We start from the raw sequence: 19,270 nt of genomic DNA, 5'->3' as shown, positions 1-19,270 counted from the left end.
ATTTATTAAAAGGCCACGTTTAAACCAAAGGAAATAATTCTCGCAGGATTAAAGTCATTACCAGCCCCTGCTCCTTGTAAGTTAAACTGAGGATTCAATCCTGGTCTCTTGCTCTTTAGGTATAGATTTTCTCCAGATACGGAAAGTCTTAATCTATCAACACCTATTTTTTCAGCAATCTTACCGTCGAAGCTATACCCTAGGTTAACATTTCTTAGCGACCAGAAGGAGGCATCTGTTAAAAACCGATCAGATTGTGTTCTTACTAAATTATTATTCCCACTTTCCAATCTAGGCACATCTGTGATGTCTCCTGGCTGACGCCATGCTTTAAGAATATCTGGGTGATAGGAATTTCCAAAATTTCCACTGTGCATCATTGCAGAATAGCCATTGTCTAAAAATGAACCACCAATACCGTAATTTACTAAAACATCCAAGGAAAATCCTTTATAACTAATAGTATTGGATACTGAACCTAAAAGATCTGGTATGGAAGAATCTCCCGTGTAAGCTCTCTGCGTTTCTTGCCAATCATTGGTAGTTTCTACATTACCATTTGCGTCTAAAACAGGAACACTGTTGTTATTTTCATCTGTTTCATACACCTGAAACAATTGATCTCCATTAGCAGGATCTACTCCAGCAGTTTTTAGCAAAAAGAAATCAAACCTAGACCTACCTACATCCCATCGTGCTTCACCATTGACGAATGGATCTGGTAAACTTGTGATTTCATTTTTGAAAGTAGACGCCTGGAAAGTTACATCCCATCTAAAATCAGCCCTATTGACTAGATGCGTTGTTACACCAACTTCCCAACCTGAGTTATACATATCACCGACATTAGAAGGGAATGAATTTAACCCATTACTCAAGGCTATTGGTAGATCATATAATAAATCAGAAGAATTTCTCTTATAGTATTCTACTGTACCGTCTAAGAAATTGTTGAATAAGGTAAATTCTAGGGCTACATCAAAACTCTCTACGGTTTCCCATTGTAAGTCTGCGTTACCAATTTCACTCCATATAATGGCAGGGCTACCTGCATTAGAGGTTAGACCATACCTAGGTTGAGATAAAAAGAAATCTCCCAAATCATCATTACCTACTTCCCCATAAGACCCTCTTAGCTTTAACTGATCAACAAAAGAGACATTATCCATGAAATCTTCTTGGTCTATTCTCCAAGAAGCTCCTACAGAGTAAAAAGTACCCCATCTGGCATCTGCACTAAAAACGGATGAAGCATCTCTTCTAGCCGAACCGCTGATATAATATTTATTATCAAAATTATAATTTGCTCTTAAAAAGTATCCTTCAATTGTTTTGTTGGTGGTAGAACCCCCAATTCTAACAGGCTGGGCAAAGTTGTCGAATTCGTAGATACCTTCGGCGGTTTGTTCAACGGCCAAAGCATCAACACTGGAAAAGATTCTTTCAAAACTTTCATGACCAGCAGTAAGGTCTATATTATGAATATTGTTGAAGCTTTTAGTGTAGGTTAATATTTGATTAAAGTTCTTAACTTCTCTTCTAAATCTTACTTCACCATACCTTCCAGTTGGTTGGGCATCTCCAATAATGTTGTTTTCATACTGTTTTTCAAGGCCTTCATTGATATCTCTACCATAATTTAATCTAAGATTAAGACCATCCAATATTTTAAAGTCTGTGTAGAATCTAAAACCATAGGTATTGTCTTTATTGCGCTCATCGTTTAAAAGAAGCTCCTGTAAGGCATGGCGTCCTTGGCTTATAGGTCTTGAGCCTATATTAAATTCTGAAAAACCTTCACCATTATCAAAAACTGGATTTCCAGCAACATCACGAACAATATTTCCTTGTAAATCATTTACATAAACAGGGTACACCGAACCTATATTTTTGGCAAAACCGAAAGGGTTAACGATACTTCCTGTCCCAGCAGAACTAGGCCCTACAGCCTCGGAAATGGTAATGTTGGTACTACCTCCTATTTTTATATAATCATTTACATCAAAGTCTGCATTTAAACGGGTAGTTAAACGATCAAATTTAGAAGAAACAACAAAACCCTCTTCCTCTAAATAAGAGGCAGAGAAAAATACTTTATGCTTTTCACCACCACCCGAAACGTTCACGTTATAATTTTGGCGAACTCCGGTTCTTTGTAAAACATCATACCAATTTAAGCTGTTGTAGATGACGTTGGCATTAGGATTTAATTGTCCATTGGTGCCTACGATTTGATCGTTAGGGACATCAAAAGGATTATATCCTAAGTTATTGTATATGTTCGCAGAAGCATAAGCTGGGTCTCCACCACCAGCACTGGAATTTTTTAGGGATTCCCACATAGTTTCATAATATTGACCAGGTGTAAGCTCATCATAAAATGGAATAGCAGCGGACACCAAGCCATATTGAGTTGAGGCCGATACTTTTATTTCTCCTCTAGTACCACTCTTTGTCGTGATTAAAACAACTCCGTTAGCAGCTCTAGAACCATATAAGGATGTTGAAGCCGCATCTTTAAGAATGGTGAACGATGCTATGTCTTCTTGGTTGATTGTATTTAAAGCACCTTCGTACTGAACACCATCAACTACAAATAACGGATCAGAATTACCATTAAGTGTCCCAACACCTCTTATTACAATCCCTGGTGAGGAACCAGGTTGCCCAGAAGCCGATGTGAACTGAACACCCGTTGCTCTACCTTCTATGGCTGCAATAGGGGAGGTAACGCTTCTAATTTCTAGATCTTTAGCGCCAATAACACTGGCAGAACCTGTAAAAGCTTCTTTCGTTGATGTTCCATACGCTGTTACTATAACCTCGTCAAGCGCTTCGGCATCTTCCTCCATTTGAAGATTGATAGTGTTTGTCGATCCAATAGTTCTTTCAGCAGTTTTTTGCCCTAAATAGGTAAATTTTAGCTTTTGGCCCACATTAGCATTAATGCTGTAATTACCGTCGAAATCGGTTTGTGTTCCTCTTGTTGTTCCTACAATTACTACCGATACTCCTGGTAACGGAGCTCCGTCCGAGGCAGAAGTTACAGTTCCAGTAATTGTTTTTTCTTGGGAAAATCCGATTTGTGTTACAAACACCAGAAATAAGGTGAGTAACCATGCGTTTTTGAATTTCATTAAATTTAATTTTAGAATTAGTCGTCTATAAATATTTAACTTTTTAATACCATTAGCTAAATTTTAACTCTTTTTTAGTTTTTATTAACAATAAAAAATACAATTTTAAGACTTTTTAAGAATATATTCTCAAATATTTAACAAAATGAGCTTAAAATCTCATAGTAAGAACATGCTATAGCGGAGTTTGATTTCCTGAATTTTGTTTAGAGTCCATAAAGTGATACTAGTATGCTTGATCCCCGCAGCAGTTGAGGAAAGTTGAATTTCAAGTAGTATTAAATGGCACGTAAATGAGGATTGAATATCAGACAATTAGGGCATTATTGGCAAGGGCAGCTTAATGGTTGCTGGGTAAAATACTGAGAGTAAAATCTTAACGGTCACAAAAAATGACTTTATGTTTCCTGACTATTCTTTAAACAAAAAAAACCTCACAAAGGAGGTATTTTTTTACTAATTCAAATATAAAAATTAAAGGGGCTTTTGGACTAAAAGTGGATTTGCATTAAGTGTATCTTGTGAAAACCGAAATGCATTCCAAACACTACAAGTAGCGTAAGGAAACAAGTAATTTTTAATTTGATTTAAACAGTTTTAAAAATTAGTCTGTCTAAAGAAAATTTATTATTTATTGAAGTCGTTTTTATAAAATTAATATTGTATGTTAAGTTCAATATACAATATTTTTAGTCGAAAAAATGATTATTCTATTTTATAGAATTTGTACTATTTTTATCCTAATTTTTTTAAAAAAATGCTTTACTATATTAGTATTTATTGATATTTAATGTGCTTGTAGCCAATTCTCTCCTACTCCAATTTCCACATCCAATGGTACAGACAGGGTATAAGCGTTTTCCATTTCAGTTTTGATCATGGTTTTTAGTTCTTCCAGTTCGGGCTTATACACATCAAAGACCAATTCATCATGTACCTGCAACAGCATTTTGGTCTTGTAATTGCCATCTTCCAACTTCTTGTAGATATTGATCATGGCTATTTTGATGATATCTGCAGCGCTTCCTTGTATAGGAGCATTCACAGCATTGCGTTCCGCGGCACCTCTAACAATGGCATTGCCTCCGTTGATATCCTTTAAATACCTTCTCCTGCCTAAAACTGTTTGCACATACCCATGTTCCCTAGCAAAATCTATCTGTTCGCTAATATAATTGCGCAATTTGGGATACGTCTTATAATACGTATCAATCAGATCCTTGGCTTCTCCTCTAGAGAGATCGGTCTGATTGCTCAGTCCAAAAGCCGATACGCCATATATAATACCAAAGTTGACAGTTTTGGCATTGCTTCGCTGTTCTCTGGTAACTTCTTCTAGCGGAACATTAAAAACTTTTGAGGCCGTTGAGGCATGGATATCCTCCCCATTTTTAAAGGCCTCTATCATAGTAGTCTCTTGACTCAATGCCGCAATGATTCTTAGTTCTATCTGGGAGTAATCCGCTGCTAGTAAAATATAATCTTCATTCCTTGGAACAAAGGCCTTGCGCACCTGTCTTCCTCTTTCGGTTCGTATGGGAATATTCTGTAGGTTTGGGTTATTACTGCTCAATCTTCCTGTTGCAGCTACGGTCTGCATGTAATCTGTATGTACTCTTGCTGTGGTAGGCTCAACTTGTTCCGGTAACGCATCAATATACGTGCTCTTTAATTTGGAAAGGCCCCTGTAGTCCAAAACTTGTTGGATAATAGGGTGGTCTTTGGCTAGATAAGACAGCACATCTTCCGCAGTGGAATATTGCCCAGTTTTTGTCTTCTTGGGCTTGTCTACCAGTTTCATCTTGTCAAAAAGAATTTCTCCCAATTGCTTTGGAGAACCAATATTGAATTCTTCCCCTGCAGCTTCGTAAATTATAGTTTCCAGGCTTTTAATATCGTTATCTAAGTCTTTAGAAAGGGAATGTAAAAACCCCGTGTCCAATTTAATACCTTCCAATTCCATATCCGCCAGAACATGTAAAAGGGGTATTTCTATGTCGTTGAAAAGATCTTCTGTTTTGGCTTCGGCAAGTTCTGGTCTAAAATGCTGCGCTAATTGAAAGGTAATGTCCGCATCTTCGGAGGCGTATTCCGTTTGTTTTTCCAAAGGAACCTCCCTCATGGACATTTGGTTTTTTCCTTTTTTGCCAATTAACTCCGTAATGGAAACCGGGGTGTAGTTCAAATACGTCTCGGCTAATACATCCATATTGTGTCTCATATCCGGATTAATCAGATAATGTGCCAACATGGTATCAAAACACTTGCCTTTTACTTTTATCTTGTATTTATCCAGCACCTTGATGTCGTATTTAAGGTTCTGTCCTATTTTTTCGATTTTTTCGGATTCAAAGAAGGGCCTTAATTGTTCGATAATATTTTGGGCCTCCTCCATTTCTTCTGGAAACGGAATATAAAACCCCTTGCCTGCTTCCCAACTAAATGCGATCCCTACCAATTGAGCTTCCAATGGATTTAAAGAGGTTGTTTCCGTATCAAAACAAACCGAAGGCTGTTTCAATAAATTTTGAACAAATAATTTCATCGCCATTCCCTGTGCTACACTTTGGTAAACATGGGCCACATCCTTTATGGTTTTTCTGCTCGATACTGCTTCTAGTGTTCCTGAAGGCTGATTTGTGTCCCCTCCAAAAAGAGAAAACTGACCGCCTCCTGCCTCTTGCACTTGTTTTTTTGCAGTAGGGGTGCTGCTTACTTGGGTGGTTGTGGTTTCTTCTTCCGCAGAGAATAGTTTAAGGAATTGGTCTTTAAGCCTTCTGAACTCCAATTCTTCGAAAAGCTCCTGCACCTTTTCACTATCGGGCATGGACAATTCATAATCTTTGGCATCAAAAGTAACATCACAAGTGATGCAAATGGTTGCCAGCTTTTTTGATAGGATACCCAATTCGGCATTTTCTTGGATTTTCTCTTTCATCTTGCCTTTCAGTTTATCCGTATTGGCCAAAAGGTTTTCCATAGAGCCAAATTCAGCAATGAATTTTTTAGCTGTTTTGTCTCCTACGCCTGGGAGTCCTGGGATGTTGTCACTGGCATCGCCCATCATTCCCAAGTAGTCAATGACCTGTTCGGGGCGCTCCACTCCAAAACGCTCTTTTATCTCCGGGATCCCCCAAATTTCTATACCATTACCCATCCTTGCAGGCCTGTACATAAATATATTCTCTGATACCAATTGTCCAAAATCCTTATCTGGGGTCACCATGAATACCTTGTAATCTTCTTTTTCTGCCTGTTTAGCCAAGGTGCCTATAATATCATCCGCTTCTAATCCGTACAATTCCACTACGGGAATATGCATGGCTTTTAGAATATCTTGAATATAAGGAACAGCTTGTCTAATGGCGTCTGGGGTTTCGTCCCTATTCGCCTTGTAATCTGCGAACATTTCTGTGCGTTCCGTACTACCACCCTTATCAAAACAAACTGCCAAATGATCTGGTTTTTCTCTTTTGATCACATCAAAAAGCGAATTTACAAAGCCCATAACGGCAGAGGTATCCATCCCCTTGGAATTTATTCTTGGATTCTTGATCAATGCATAATATCCTCGGAAAATCAATGCATATGCATCAAGTAAAAAAAGTCTTTTTTGTTCTGCCATTTTGGGTGGTCTAATTTATTTTAAAAGCTACAAAGATTATGATTTTTTTGGAAACACTTAAGGCTTAATATAGGATTCTGATGGCTGGTTCACTTGCCCTTCATTTGTGAACATGCTATAAGAAAACCCCGGATGTACACAATAGGATCCTGTTTCCCCTTTTTTATTGATGGCAATAAAGCCAATTTGAAAATCTTTCCTGTCCTTATTTTTGGCCATAATCCTCTTAACGCCTTCCTCACAGGCCTTTTGAGGTGATTTGCCCTGTCTCATGAGTTCCACAATTAAAAAACTACCAACGGTACGTACTACTTCCTCTCCAACACCGGTGGCTGTGGCCCCGCCTATTTCATTATCCACAAATAATCCCGCGCCTATGATAGGTGAATCACCTACGCGTCCGCCATACTTATAGGCCATCCCACTGGTGGTGCAGGCCCCAGAAATATCCCCATTTTGATCAATGGCGAGCATTCCAATAGTATCGTGGTTTTCAATATTGATAACTGGCTTGTATTGGGAAGTTTTTTTCCATTCCATCCATTCCGCCTTAGATTTTTCTGTTAAGAGGTCTTCCTTTTTAAACCCATTTTCATAGGCAAACTGTTCTGCCCCCTTTCCCGCCAAAATTACATGTGGCGTTTTTTCCATAACGATGCGAGCCACAGAAACGGCATGGGTGATATTTTGAAGATAAACCACCGCACCACAATTGCCATACTTGTCCATAATACAGGCGTCTAGGGTAACATAGCCGTCCCTATCTGGTCTGCCTCCTTTACCCACGGTTTGGTTGTCCACATCAGCCTCTTCTACCATGACCCCTTGCTCCACGGCATCGAGTGAATTTCCTCCTGCATTTAGGACCTCCCAAGCTTTAGCTGTGGCATTGGTAAAGTTCCAAGTACAGATTACAATAGGGAACTGTCCATCAAAGCTTTGTTCGGTCGATAATTTATTGGGCTGATCTACATTAAGGGAGGCAAGGATTGGGGTAGTAATTAATCCGGCTGTACCAATAGTCGAATTTTTAAGGAAATTTCTACGTTTCATCAGTTTGGGTTGCTTATTTTTAAGGACCTAAATATAAGGAATATGATCATAGAAGTATGTGCCAATTCTTTGGAATCTGCCCTGAACGCACAAAACGGAGGGGCAGATAGGATAGAGCTTTGTATGGAGCTGGGCGTTGGAGGAATTACACCTTCTCCAGGGCTAATGAAAAGTATCAAAGAACATATTTCAATTCCTATTCATGTACTAGTTAGGCCCCGAAGTGGAGATTTCACCTATTCTAATTCCGATTTCGAAACCATGAAAAATGACATTCTTTTTTGTAAAGACATGGGGTTTGATGGTATTGTTTCTGGGGTGTTGCATAAAGATTTTACAATAGATGTAAAGCGCACTAAAGAATTGGTAGACTTGGCCCATGGTTTGGAATTTACATTTCATAGGGCCTTTGATTGGGTATTGGAACCATTAATTGCTTTAGAGCAACTGGAAGAATTGGGGGTTTCTACTATACTAACTTCTGGGCAAGAGACCTCGGCTGTCAAAGGATTGCCATTGTTGGAAATATTGCAGGACAAGGCATCTACCTGCGTTATATTGCCTGGAGGCGGCATTAGGCCAGAAAATGTACTTGAGTTTAAGAAAGGGAAATTTAAAGCGGTACATTTATCGGGAATACAATTTTATAAAAGGTTGGATTCTTCCCCCCGTATATCTATGAATACTGCAACTTTTTTTAGGGAAGAAGCTGTTGCAGTAACAGATGAGAGCGTCATTAGGACAATCGTGGGATTGGTTAAATAAATATAAAAAAGGACTGTTGGTCCCGTTATAAAATATCTTTGTAAAAAAAATAGACTATGCTTCGTTGGGTCATATTTATTGCCATTTATCTTGCCTTGGGGTTATATGCCCTTCAGGCTTTAAAAACCGTTTCCAGATATCCTTGGGTATATTATACCTTTATATTCTTGTCTCTTTTGGTCTTGGGGAATTTTGTATATCAGTTTACCATTGGGGATGACACGGGCAGGGTTTTGAACAGGCCAAAAAGTTATGCATTTGGACTCTTGTTGACTATGCTGACCTTTAAGTTGATCACTATAATTTTTCTATTTTCTGAAGATATCTTTAGAATTTTGAGTGGGGGATATCAAAAAATGTTTGGAACAGCAAGGGAATTTACGTTTCCGGAAAGAAGGCGGTTTTTAAGCATTTTGGCTATGGGGATTGCAGCCATTCCCTTTAGTGCCTTGTTGTACGGTATGTACAAAGGGAAATATAACTTTAAGGTACTTAAATATAACTTGGAATTTGATGATTTGCCCGAGGCATTTCACAATTACCAAATTACTCAGATATCTGATGTACACAGTGGCAGCTTTGATGACCGAAAGAAAATAGAGTATGCCATTGATCTTGTTAATCGTCAAAAAAGTGATGTTCTTTTGTTTACTGGGGATATGGTTAACAATAAGTCCGAAGAGATGCATCCCTGGTCAGAATTGTTTGCTACCCTAAAGGCTAAAGATGGAAAATTCTCCATTTTGGGGAACCATGACTATGGGGATTATATAGATTGGAACACTCCAGAGGAGAAAATGAAAAATCTTGAAGATTTAAAGATCCTTCAAAAAAGTATAGGTTTTGATTTGCTGTTAAATGAAAGTAGGTATTTGGAAAAGGATGGTGCAAAAATTGCTTTAATTGGTGTGGAAAACTGGGGAAGGGGAGGTTTTAAAAAAGCTGGGGACTTAAATAAGGCCAAAGCAAATGTAGCTAAGGACGACTTTAAAATTTTAATGAGTCATGACCCATCCCACTGGGAGGATATAGTAATACATGACGATTATCATTATCATCTTACTTTAAGCGGACATACCCATGGGATGCAATTTGGAATTGAAATTCCTGGATGGATAAAATGGAGCCCTATAAAATGGAGGTATAAGTATTGGGCGGGTGTTTATGAGGAGTTGGGTCAGTATATCAATGTAAATCGCGGGTTTGGCTTTTTGGGGTATCCTGGAAGGGTTGGCATATGGCCAGAAATAACAGTAATTACATTAAAAAAGAAATCTTTGCTGTAATTTTTTGTATTGAAACGCTACAAATACATTGCTAGCGTGAGTATTTTAACATTTTTTCTTACTTTTGATTGATAACCGAAATGTTTCTATATGTCCAAGTTTGGTGAACTAATTGATTTAAGCGTACCTGTGCTGTTAGATTTTTACGCAGAGTGGAATGAACAATCCACGGCCATGCACCCCGTATTGAGAGATGTGGCAGCAGCTTTGGGCGATAAAGGCAAGGTGATAAAGATCGATGTTGATAAAAACAAAGAACTTTCACAAGCACTTAGGGTTAAAGGCTTGCCAACCCTTATGATTTATAAAAAAGGAGAAATGGTATGGCGCCAAAGCGGCGAACAAGATGCCAATACCTTAATTGGGATTTTAAACGAATACATTTAAACAAAAAAGCGGGATGATCATCATCCCGCTTTTTTGTTGCTCTATTCTTCAATTACCGAAGGGACTGTATCCTTTGGCATAGTACCACCTTCAATTTCCATAGTGTCCATCATTTCAAGATCATCTTCCATTGGCAGGTCTTCTTCTAATATATCATCCTTATAGAAGTGGCTAAACTTATCTATATATTCATTAAAGATTAGGGTTTCTTTTTCAGCTAGATCCTTGTCTCTATTTGCAATTAGGATATCAATATTCCTTCTATAGCCTTCCATATCGCCTATGATGTCATTGATGTTTTCATATTGCTGATTGAGCGGAATATTCTCATAATATTCCAATCGATCCTGGTATTTATTCTTCAACCTTTGGAACAGGTCTCTTGCCTTTTGCGTTTCCCCAACCTTATAATATCCATCTAAGAAAGGCTCTACAAAGGCATAGTATCCAAAATAGTCCAACGGCATATTATCCATGGCTATATTGATAATCTCTTTGGCCTTATCAATCTTCTTTTCGGCAATAAGCGTTTCCGTCAATCGGGCTAAATTACCTCTAAAAGAAAGGCCTTGGGATCTGGTTTGAGGATCGTGATATATATCAGAGCTTCCTGCATTTCCCCATTCCCATTTTTTCACAATGTCATACATAAGATCTGAATCGATCCTACCCATTTCATAAGGACTCAATCTATCGGTTTTGATTGGCACCAGTTTGTAGACCAATCCGTCTAATTGCAGGTAATCTTTCATCCAGATATACTCTCCATCGTCAAAGCTACCGCCAGAAAAGTATATGGGACGTTTCCAATCATTGTTGGCGATAATATCTAACATCATGATTCTATTTTTCGGCAATGCCCCTGTAGGTAAGTCAATGTCTATATAGTCAACAATTAAGGCAGAATCTTTTGGTTTTACCAAACCGCTTTCCAAGACATTCTTTTTGTTTACAGGTATCCTGATTTTATTTGTAGGATAGTAAACAATATCTTGGTTGCTTTCGGAATACCCGCTGAGGTCGGCACCTTGCTTTTGTAAAATATATTTGAACTTGGTCTGCGGCTTGTCACTTCCCACCCAATTCATAAAGTCTTTAATGTCCCACCTGCTTTCTGTTACCCCTTGGTAATAGATGGCATCCCTAGACCCATATTTATAATTGTCATGGGTGAGTTGGGAAGGTATTGGGGCACTTTCATAGGCTTGCCTTTTCATCTGGTCTATGTACCAATCTGTAGCAAAAAGACTTGTATTTATAACACGGACATCTGTTCTATAGCCCTCTATTTCTTGTACATACCACAATGGGAAGGTATCGTTGTCTCCAATGGTAAATAACATAGCGCCAGCCCCCCTTTGGGTAGATTCCAGATATGCCTTTGCTGTTGATTGGGTAGTTAATCTATTGGATCTATCGTGGTCATCCCAATTCTGATAGGCCATCACCCCAGGTACCGCCAAAAGACAGATAAGGGTTAGTGCCGGAGCCAATATTTTTGGAGCAAGCAGTTTTTTAAATTCATCAAATAATCCATAAACCCCAATTCCGATCCATATGGCAAATACATAAAATGAACCAACTAATGAATAATCCCTTTCCCTAGGTTGAAAAATAGAGGGGTTGGTGTAAAATTGAATTGCAAGACCCGTAAAAAGGAAGAAAACTAATAAGACCCAAAACTGTTTTGGTTTTTTTGTGATTTGGAAAATAAGGCCAATGATTCCCAAGAGTAGTGGTAAGAAGAAATAGGTATTCCTTCCTTTGTTGTCTAGAACATCACTTGGTAGGTTTTCCTGACTCCCTCTAAAAAGGTTATCGACAAAATTAATCCCGCTCAACCAATTGCCATGGTCGTCGTATCTGCCTTGTATATCATCTTGTTTTCCCGTAAAATTCCACATAAAATAGCGCCAATACATATACCCGAACTGAAAATCGATCATATACGTAACGTTCTGCCAAATGGTAGGGGGTGTTACCTCTATGTATTCGCTAAATTCCCTTAGAAAACGTATATATTGTTCTTCTTGGATCTCTCCTTTGGTAAGTCCGTTTCTAAATTGGTTCACGGCCTCGCGCAGTTCCCCATTGGACCTATATTCTGGTTTTATCTTGAACTCCAACGGCCCAAAATATTTCATGTAGTTTTCAGCGTTTTGTTCGCTCCACATTCTTGGAAGTATCCCTACGTGGCCTTTATTAGGACCTGGGATAGATTCCTTGTAGTGATTAACGATGACATATTTGCCCAGTTTTTTATCTTTTTCATATTTTGGCTCATCGTCCTTTTCAGTGCCGGAAGTCGCAAATAAATTAGAGTAGTATGTTCCGTAAATAGGGCTGTCTACCCCTGGGTATTGTTCCCTGTTATAATAAGCCAATAAGGAACGGGCATCCGATGGATTGTTCTCATTGATGATGGTGTTGGCATTAGCTCTAATTGGCAGCATTAACCATGAAGAAAACCCTAGGAACAGGAACATGGCGCATAGTACAACGGTATTTGCTTTTCTAAAATCGTTTTTACGGGTGTAGTATAATCCATAATAAAAGACCCCTATAAAAATAAGGCCCATAATCACTGTCCCAAAATTAAAGGGAAGACCAATGGTGTTGACAAAGAATATCTCACTCCAACCAAATGCTACCAACACGTAGGTAAGTGAGAATTTATAGACCAACATTAACAGGGCCACGACTAGAATGTTGGCAATTAGAAAATTCTTGACGGTGGTTTTTTTGTATGTTTTAAAGTAGTATAGAAGTCCAATGGAGGGTATGGTCAAAAAACCCATAAATTGTATTCCAAAGGTTAGACCAACCACAAAAGACATAAGAATAAGCCATCTGTTACCTCTTGGATCGTCCAAATCATCAGTCCATTTAAGACCTAACCAAAGCAAAAGGGACATAATTAAGCTAGCCATGGCATACACTTCTGTTTCCACAGCATTAAACCAAAAACTATCTGAATAAGTAAAAGCCAAAGCGCCAATTAAACCACTTCCCAAGATGGCAATGGCCTTGCTATTTGTGATTGACTCATCTTTACCTATCAATTTTTTTACTAGGTTGGTGGTTGTCCAAAAAAGAAATAAAATGGTAAAGGCGCTAGAAATTCCAGAAAGGTAATTTACCATCTTAGCAACTTGGCCAGGCTCTAAGGCGAACATGGAAATAAACGCCCCCAGCATTTGAAGTAGCGGTGCTCCTGGAGGGTGACCCACCTGAAGTTTTGCCGAGGTGGCAATATACTCACCTGCATCCCAATAACTGCTCGTAGGCTCAACGGTTATGCCATAAGTGATTAGGGCTATAAAAAAAACGACCCATCCAAGGATGGTGTCCCATTTCTCAAAATCTTTAGAAAACATGTGTGCCAAATTTACCAGTTGGGGCGAATTTACTAATAAAAATAGATATGCACTGAAATTTTTCGCAAACCTTTAACAGGCTTTTTATTCATTTTTTTAATATTGTTGCCTAAAATATTTGCGCATATTAAACTTTGTTTTAAATTTGCACGCTCTTAAGCAATGCTGGCCTATGGTGTAATTGGTAACACAGCTGGTTTTGGTCCAGTCGTTCTAGGTTCGAGTCCTAGTAGGCCAACATCCAAAATTGAAGTCCCGATACTGAAAAGTATCGGGATTTTTTTTGCTATTTATTTAAAAGTGTGACGGCTAAGAAAACCTCCGACTCTGTCATATATGAGTGCTTCTGGTAATCTTTTTTAACTGAGGTTTTCTTTTTGTTCTGGAATTCATATTTTGTCCTACCTAATAATTTTAAGAATTTGGGTTATTCTGAGGTTAAGAACAAGAACAAGAACAAGAACAAGAAAAAGTATGGTTGCAATTGGAAGCATTCCTTAAACCTGCGGCCCCGTGATTAGATTGTTGATGGCTAGATAAATTAAAACAAGGGGGAGCATATGAATGATTTCCCTGCCTGAGGTAAAAGAAACAATCCAATGATCCAGATAAAAAATAGTGCTATTATAAACATCCAAGAGATGTTTTTCATGGCCTTTGATATTAGAGGTATATTACTTAGTTAAAGTAGGGTTGTGGTTTAGTTTTACTGTACGAATTTCTAATTAAAATTAACTCTAAAAGTCTTTTCTTTTAATTTAATAGTGTCTTTCAAGAGAGCATAAGAGCGTCATTCTATCAATTATTTTTTATGATGTTAAATACAAACGAAACGTTGAAAAAAGAGATGTTGAGTTAACAGCTGATACAGGGTGGTTGAATTAATTGATATCTTTTTGGGTTTCCCTTAAAGCCCTGATCAAAATTGATTGGGAAGTGAAATAAAAATTCGTATATTTGCACCGCTGAAAGAATATAAAGTATTCATGAGGGGACTATTAGTCCCCTCTTTTATTACTTAAATTTATGTTGAAGGAAAAGGTAAAAGAACTTTTAAAGCAGGCCCTAGAGGAGAATCCATCGCTTTTTTTGATTGATTTTAAAATGTCATCGGATCATAAGATTAAGGTGACCTTAGATGGTGATAACGGGGTAACGTTAAAGGACTGCATGGCGGTAAGTAGAACCATTGAGCACAACTTGGACAGGGAAGAGGAAGATTTTTCCTTAGAAGTTGAATCGACTGGAGCTACCACACCTTTGGTGTTGCCAAGGCAATATAAAAAGAATATAGGTAGAATATTGGAAGTAAGGGTTCAAGATAGTAATTTTGAAGGTAAACTTACGGTGGCGACGGAAGATAGCATCACTTTAGAGTGGAAGGCTCGAGAACCCAAACCTGTGGGCAAGGGTAAGGTAACAGTTCAGAAAAAGCAAGAGATTGCAATTTCTGATATTCAAGAAGCAAAAGTTGTATTAAAATTTTAATTAGTAGTTCAGAATGGAAAATATTGCGCTGATAGAATCTTTCTCCGAGTTTAAGGATGACAAATTCATAGATAGGGTGACGCTGATGGCGATTTTGGAAGATGTGTTTAGAAACGCTCTTAAGAAAAAGTTTGGCTCTGATGACAACTTCGATATTATCATCAACCCAGATAAGGGAGATTTGGAGATATGGAGAAATAGGGTTGTTGTAGAAGACGGTGAAGTTGAGGATCCTAATGAAGAGATATCACTTACAGCGGCGCGTAAGATTGAGCCCGATTTTGAAGTGGGTGAGGACGTTTCTGAAGAGGTGAAATTGATTGATTTGGGAAGAAGAGCAATTTTGGCGTTGCGTCAAAATCTTATTTCTAAAATTCATGAACACGATAATACAACCATCTATAAGCAGTTTAAGGACCTTGAAGGGGAAATTTATACCGCAGAGGTTCATCATATTAGGCATAAAGCTATCATTCTGTTAGATGACGAGGGTAATGAGATCATCATGCCAAAAGACAAACAGATTCCTTCGGACTTCTTCAGAAAAGGTGACAATGTTCGCGGAATTATAGAGAGTGTTGAGTTGAAAGGAAATAAGCCCGTAATCATTATGTCAAGAACATCTCCTTTGTTCTTAGAGCAATTATTCTTCCAAGAGATTCCAGAAGTTTTTGATGGTTTAATTACTATTAAAAAAGCGGTTCGTATTCCAGGAGAGAAAGCAAAAGTTGCTGTAGATTCTTATGATGATAGGATTGATCCTGTTGGTGCATGTGTGGGAATGAAAGGTTCTCGTATTCATGGTATCGTTAGGGAATTGGGTAATGAAAATATTGACGTTATCAATTGGACCAGTAATGCGCAGTTATTGGTGACTAGAGCATTAAGTCCTGCTAGAGTTTCCTCGGTTAAATTAGATGATGAAAAAATGACCGCACAAGTATACCTTAGGCCAGAGGAAGTTTCTAAGGCTATTGGTAGGGGAGGTCATAATATAAGATTAGCCGGACAATTGACCGGTTATGAAATTGATGTATTCCGCGAAGGAGTGGAAGAAGATGTTGAATTGACTGAATTTTCTGATGAAATTGAAGGCTGGGTTATTGATGAGTTGAAGAAAGTCGGGTTAGATACGGCAAGGAGTGTCCTTGAACAGGATGTGAAGGATTTGGCTAAACGTACGGATTTAGAAGAAGAGACAATTTTAGAAGTTGTGCGGGTGCTAAAAGAAGAATTAGAAGATTAAGCTATATATTAGCGGGAAAATATAAGAATACGAATATCTATTTATGGCAGATAATGCAACTATAAGGCTTAATAAAGTTCTACGGGAACTTAATATTTCACTGGACAGGGCGGTAGATTTCCTTGGGGCCAAAGGTCACGATGTGGAAGCTAGGCCTACAACTAAAATTTCCAATGAGGTGTATCAAGTTCTTTTGGATGAGTTCCAAACGGATATGAGCAAGAAAGTTGCATCCAAGGAAGTTGGTGAGGAAAAGAAGAAGGAGAAGGAGGCACTACGTCAACAGTTGGAGCAAGAGCAAGAGGAGAAAAGGGTAGCTAGAGAGAAAAAAGCTGCTTCAGAACAGGTAGTGAAAGCTAAAGCTGAGCTATCAGGGCCAAAAACGGTAGGTAAAATTGATCTTTCTCCTAAAAAGAAGGAAGAAAAGCCAGCAATAAAGGAGGAGGTTCCCGTAAAAGCTGTGGAGCCGTTACCGGTAAAGGTTGAAAAGAAAGAAGAACCTGTTGTAGAGAAGCCCAAGGTTAAGGCAGAGGAGTCTGTGAAAAAGGTAGAGGTTGAAAAACCTGTGGTAACTGAAAAACCTGCTGAAAAGAAAGAGGCTGTAAAATCAGAAAAGAAAGAAGAGGAAAAAGTTCCAGCCGAAGAAGTCGAAAAAACAGCTGAATCTGAAACTCTTACTACCCAATACCAAAAACTTAGTGGTCCAAAAATCACCGGGGACAAAATAGATTTGTCAAAATTTGCGAAACCAAAGAAGAAGAAAGAGGTTTCTAAGGCTAGTGACAGTTCCGACAAAAAGAAAAGAAGAAAACGTATAGTTAGTACTCCGGCCAAAAATACACCCCAAAACACAGGACCAAGACCTACTGGAACAGGTCCAAGAGGTAAAAATGCACCAGTAGGTCTAAGAAAAGCACCAGGTCAGCGTTTTGGTCAAGGTCCTAAAGTAGAGCCTACTGAGGAAGATGTACAAAAGCAAGTACGAGAAACCCTAGAGAAATTACAGGGGAAATCCAAAAAAGGTAAAGGAGCAAAATATAGAAGAGACAAAAGGGACCAACACCGTCAACAAACAGAGAAAGATCTTGAGCAGCAAGAATTGCAGAGCAAGATTCTTAAAGTTACTGAGTTCGTTACAGCAAGCGAAGTAGGGGTGATGATGGATGTTCCTACCACGAAAATTATATCTGCCTGTATGTCTTTGGGTATCATGGTAACCATGAACCAAAGGTTGGATGCAGAAACACTATCTATTGTTGCCGATGAGTTTGGTTACGAAGTAGAGTTCGTTTCAGCGGATATTGAGGAAACTATAGTGGTATCGAAAGATGCGCCTGAGGATTTGAAACCGAGAGCTCCAATTGTTACCGTAATGGGTCACGTGGATCACGGTAAGACTTCATTATTGGATTATATTAGAAAAGAAAATGTTATTGCCGGTGAAAGTGGGGGTATTACCCAGCATATCGGAGCATACGGTGTAACCTTGGATGGCGGTCAAAAAATCGCATTCTTGGATACTCCTGGTCACGAAGCGTTTACGGCAATGAGGGCTCGTGGAGCACAAGTTACCGATATAGCCATTATTGTAGTGGCTGCGGATGACGCTATCATGCCTCAAACAAAAGAGGCAATCAGTCACGCACAAGCGGCTGGAGTACCTATTATTTTTGCGATCAATAAAATTGATAAGCCAACATCTAACCCTGATAAGATTAAGGAAGGTTTAGCTCAAATGAATCTATTGGTAGAAGATTGGGGAGGTAAGATACAATCCCATGATATCTCTGCTAAAGTAGGAACAGGGGTTAAGGAACTCTTAGAAAAAGTATTGTTAGAGGCTGAAATATTGGAATTAAAGGCTAACCCAGATCGTTTGGCAACAGGAACCGTTGTTGAGGCATTTTTGGACAAGGGTAGAGGATATGTATCTACTGTCCTTGTGCAATCGGGAACGCTTAAGATAGGAGATTATGTCTTGGCAGGAACATGCAGTGGTAAAATTAAGGCCATGCAGGACGAAAGAGGAAATATCATTAAAGAAGCAGGACCTTCTACGCCAATTTCAATTTTGGGATTGGATGGAGCCCCACAAGCGGGAGATAAGTTCAATGTATTAGAAGATGAAAGAGAAGCCAAACAATTAGCGGCTAAGAGAGCTCAGCTGATGAGAGAGCAGTCTGTAAGGACACAGCGACACATTACTCTGGATGAAATTGGAAGACGAATTGCTTTAGGTGAGTTTAAAGAGTTGAATATTATCTTGAAAGGTGATGTGGATGGTTCCGTTGAAGCATTGACAGATTCTTTCCAGAAATTGTCCACCCCTGAAATACAGGTGAACATTATACATAAAGCGGTAGGTCCTATCACAGAATCAGATGTGTTATTAGCCTCGGCTTCAGATGCAGTAATCATTGGATTTAATGTAAGACCAATGGGTAATGCAAGAGCCATGGCCGAAAAAGAAGAAATAGATATCAGAATGTATTCCATTATCTATGACGCGATCAATGATTTAAAAGATGCCATGGAAGGTATGCTTTCTCCAGAAATGAAGGAAGAAATTAGTGGTACTGCTGAAATAAGGGAGACATTTAAAATATCCAAAATTGGTACCATTGCAGGTTGTATGGTGACTAGTGGTAAGATATTTAGGAACTCTAATATTCGTTTGATCCGTGATGGTGTTGTAATTTACACTGGCGAATTTTCCTCTTTGAAACGTTTCAAGGACGATGTTAAGGAAGTTGCAAAAGGGTACGATTGTGGTCTTCAGGTTAAGAATTACAATGATATTAGAGAATTAGATATCGTAGAAGCTTTCCAAGAAGTAGCAGTTAAGAAGAAGCTTAAATAAGTTTAAATTTTTAAAATAGTGCATAAAAAAAACCTGTCGAAAGACA

General features: G+C 38.5%; 10 protein-coding genes and 1 tRNA gene. 7 read left to right on the top strand and 4 right to left on the bottom strand.

Features of this window, described 5'->3' with window-relative positions:
* Nucleotides 1–5 precede the first annotated feature (5 nt).
* The 3 genes from ABXZ36_RS00265 to ABXZ36_RS00255 form a co-directional block, all read right to left on the bottom strand.
* Nucleotides 6–3,137, bottom strand: coding sequence for a SusC/RagA family TonB-linked outer membrane protein (locus ABXZ36_RS00265; protein WP_354613446.1), 3,132 nt, complete (start codon nt 3,135–3,137; stop codon nt 6–8).
* 787 nt (nt 3,138–3,924) lie between these two features.
* The gene (gene polA / locus ABXZ36_RS00260; protein ID WP_354613445.1) at nt 3,925–6,762 is read right to left on the bottom strand and encodes a DNA polymerase I; all 2,838 of its coding nucleotides are present in this window, start codon (nt 6,760–6,762) and stop codon (nt 3,925–3,927) included.
* A gap of 57 nt (nt 6,763–6,819) precedes the next feature.
* Nucleotides 6,820–7,815: an isoaspartyl peptidase/L-asparaginase family protein gene (locus ABXZ36_RS00255; protein WP_354613444.1), complete on the bottom strand. Its 996-nt coding sequence runs from the start codon at nt 7,813–7,815 to the stop codon at nt 6,820–6,822.
* 42 nt (nt 7,816–7,857) lie between these two features.
* Between ABXZ36_RS00255 and ABXZ36_RS00250 the strand changes: the two genes are divergently transcribed.
* The 3 genes from ABXZ36_RS00250 (at nt 7,858) to ABXZ36_RS00240 (ending at nt 10,253) form a co-directional block, all read left to right on the top strand.
* Nucleotides 7,858–8,580, top strand: coding sequence for a copper homeostasis protein CutC (locus ABXZ36_RS00250; protein WP_354613443.1), 723 nt, complete (start codon nt 7,858–7,860; stop codon nt 8,578–8,580).
* 56 nt (nt 8,581–8,636) lie between these two features.
* Nucleotides 8,637–9,866 (top strand): metallophosphoesterase, encoded by a 1,230-nt coding sequence (locus ABXZ36_RS00245; protein WP_354613442.1) that lies wholly within the window; start codon nt 8,637–8,639, stop codon nt 9,864–9,866.
* 90 nt (nt 9,867–9,956) lie between these two features.
* Complete coding sequence (locus tag ABXZ36_RS00240; protein WP_354613441.1) at nt 9,957–10,253, top strand: thioredoxin family protein; 297 nt, start codon at nt 9,957–9,959, stop codon at nt 10,251–10,253.
* A gap of 41 nt (nt 10,254–10,294) precedes the next feature.
* On the opposite strand, the gene ABXZ36_RS00235 is transcribed toward ABXZ36_RS00240, so the two are convergent.
* The gene (locus ABXZ36_RS00235; protein WP_354613440.1) at nt 10,295–13,630 is read right to left on the bottom strand and encodes a glycosyltransferase family 117 protein; all 3,336 of its coding nucleotides are present in this window, start codon (nt 13,628–13,630) and stop codon (nt 10,295–10,297) included.
* A gap of 166 nt (nt 13,631–13,796) precedes the next feature.
* Between ABXZ36_RS00235 and ABXZ36_RS00230 the strand changes: the two genes are divergently transcribed.
* From ABXZ36_RS00230 to infB, 4 genes are all read left to right on the top strand, one after another.
* Nucleotides 13,797–13,868 (top strand) — tRNA-Gln (locus ABXZ36_RS00230).
* Between the two features lie 788 nt (nt 13,869–14,656).
* Complete coding sequence (gene rimP, locus ABXZ36_RS00225; protein ID WP_354613439.1) at nt 14,657–15,118, top strand: ribosome assembly cofactor RimP; 462 nt, start codon at nt 14,657–14,659, stop codon at nt 15,116–15,118.
* Nucleotides 15,119–15,131: 13 nt separating this feature from the next.
* Nucleotides 15,132–16,364 (top strand): transcription termination factor NusA, encoded by a 1,233-nt coding sequence (nusA, locus tag ABXZ36_RS00220; RefSeq protein ID WP_354613438.1) that lies wholly within the window; start codon nt 15,132–15,134, stop codon nt 16,362–16,364.
* Between the two features lie 43 nt (nt 16,365–16,407).
* Nucleotides 16,408–19,224: a translation initiation factor IF-2 gene (gene infB, locus ABXZ36_RS00215; protein WP_354613437.1), complete on the top strand. Its 2,817-nt coding sequence runs from the start codon at nt 16,408–16,410 to the stop codon at nt 19,222–19,224.
* Nucleotides 19,225–19,270: the final 46 nt, after the last annotated feature.

Origin of the sequence: Sediminicola arcticus (assembly GCF_040566695.1) — a bacterium.
GTDB classification, from domain to species: domain Bacteria; phylum Bacteroidota; class Bacteroidia; order Flavobacteriales; family Flavobacteriaceae; genus Sediminicola; species Sediminicola arcticus.
The sequence above is the reverse complement of the archived record's forward strand: the minus strand, read 5'-3'. Positions and strand labels throughout refer to the sequence as shown.

What these genes read in the sequence shown, in the direction of transcription:
- infB (WP_354613437.1), top strand. Translation starts at nt 16,408, where the DNA reads ATGGCAGATAATGCAACTATAAGGCTTAATAAAGTTCTACGGGAACTT.
- nusA (WP_354613438.1), top strand. Translation starts at nt 15,132, where the DNA reads ATGGAAAATATTGCGCTGATAGAATCTTTCTCCGAGTTTAAGGATGAC.
- polA (WP_354613445.1), bottom strand. Translation starts at nt 6,762, where the DNA reads ATGGCAGAACAAAAAAGACTTTTTTTACTTGATGCATATGCATTGATT.
- ABXZ36_RS00245 (WP_354613442.1), top strand. Translation starts at nt 8,637, where the DNA reads ATGCTTCGTTGGGTCATATTTATTGCCATTTATCTTGCCTTGGGGTTA.
- ABXZ36_RS00255 (WP_354613444.1), bottom strand. Translation starts at nt 7,815, where the DNA reads ATGAAACGTAGAAATTTCCTTAAAAATTCGACTATTGGTACAGCCGGA.
- ABXZ36_RS00240 (WP_354613441.1), top strand. Translation starts at nt 9,957, where the DNA reads ATGTCCAAGTTTGGTGAACTAATTGATTTAAGCGTACCTGTGCTGTTA.
- ABXZ36_RS00265 (WP_354613446.1), bottom strand. Translation starts at nt 3,137, where the DNA reads ATGAAATTCAAAAACGCATGGTTACTCACCTTATTTCTGGTGTTTGTA.
- rimP (WP_354613439.1), top strand. Translation starts at nt 14,657, where the DNA reads ATGTTGAAGGAAAAGGTAAAAGAACTTTTAAAGCAGGCCCTAGAGGAG.
- ABXZ36_RS00250 (WP_354613443.1), top strand. Translation starts at nt 7,858, where the DNA reads ATGATCATAGAAGTATGTGCCAATTCTTTGGAATCTGCCCTGAACGCA.
- ABXZ36_RS00235 (WP_354613440.1), bottom strand. Translation starts at nt 13,630, where the DNA reads ATGTTTTCTAAAGATTTTGAGAAATGGGACACCATCCTTGGATGGGTC.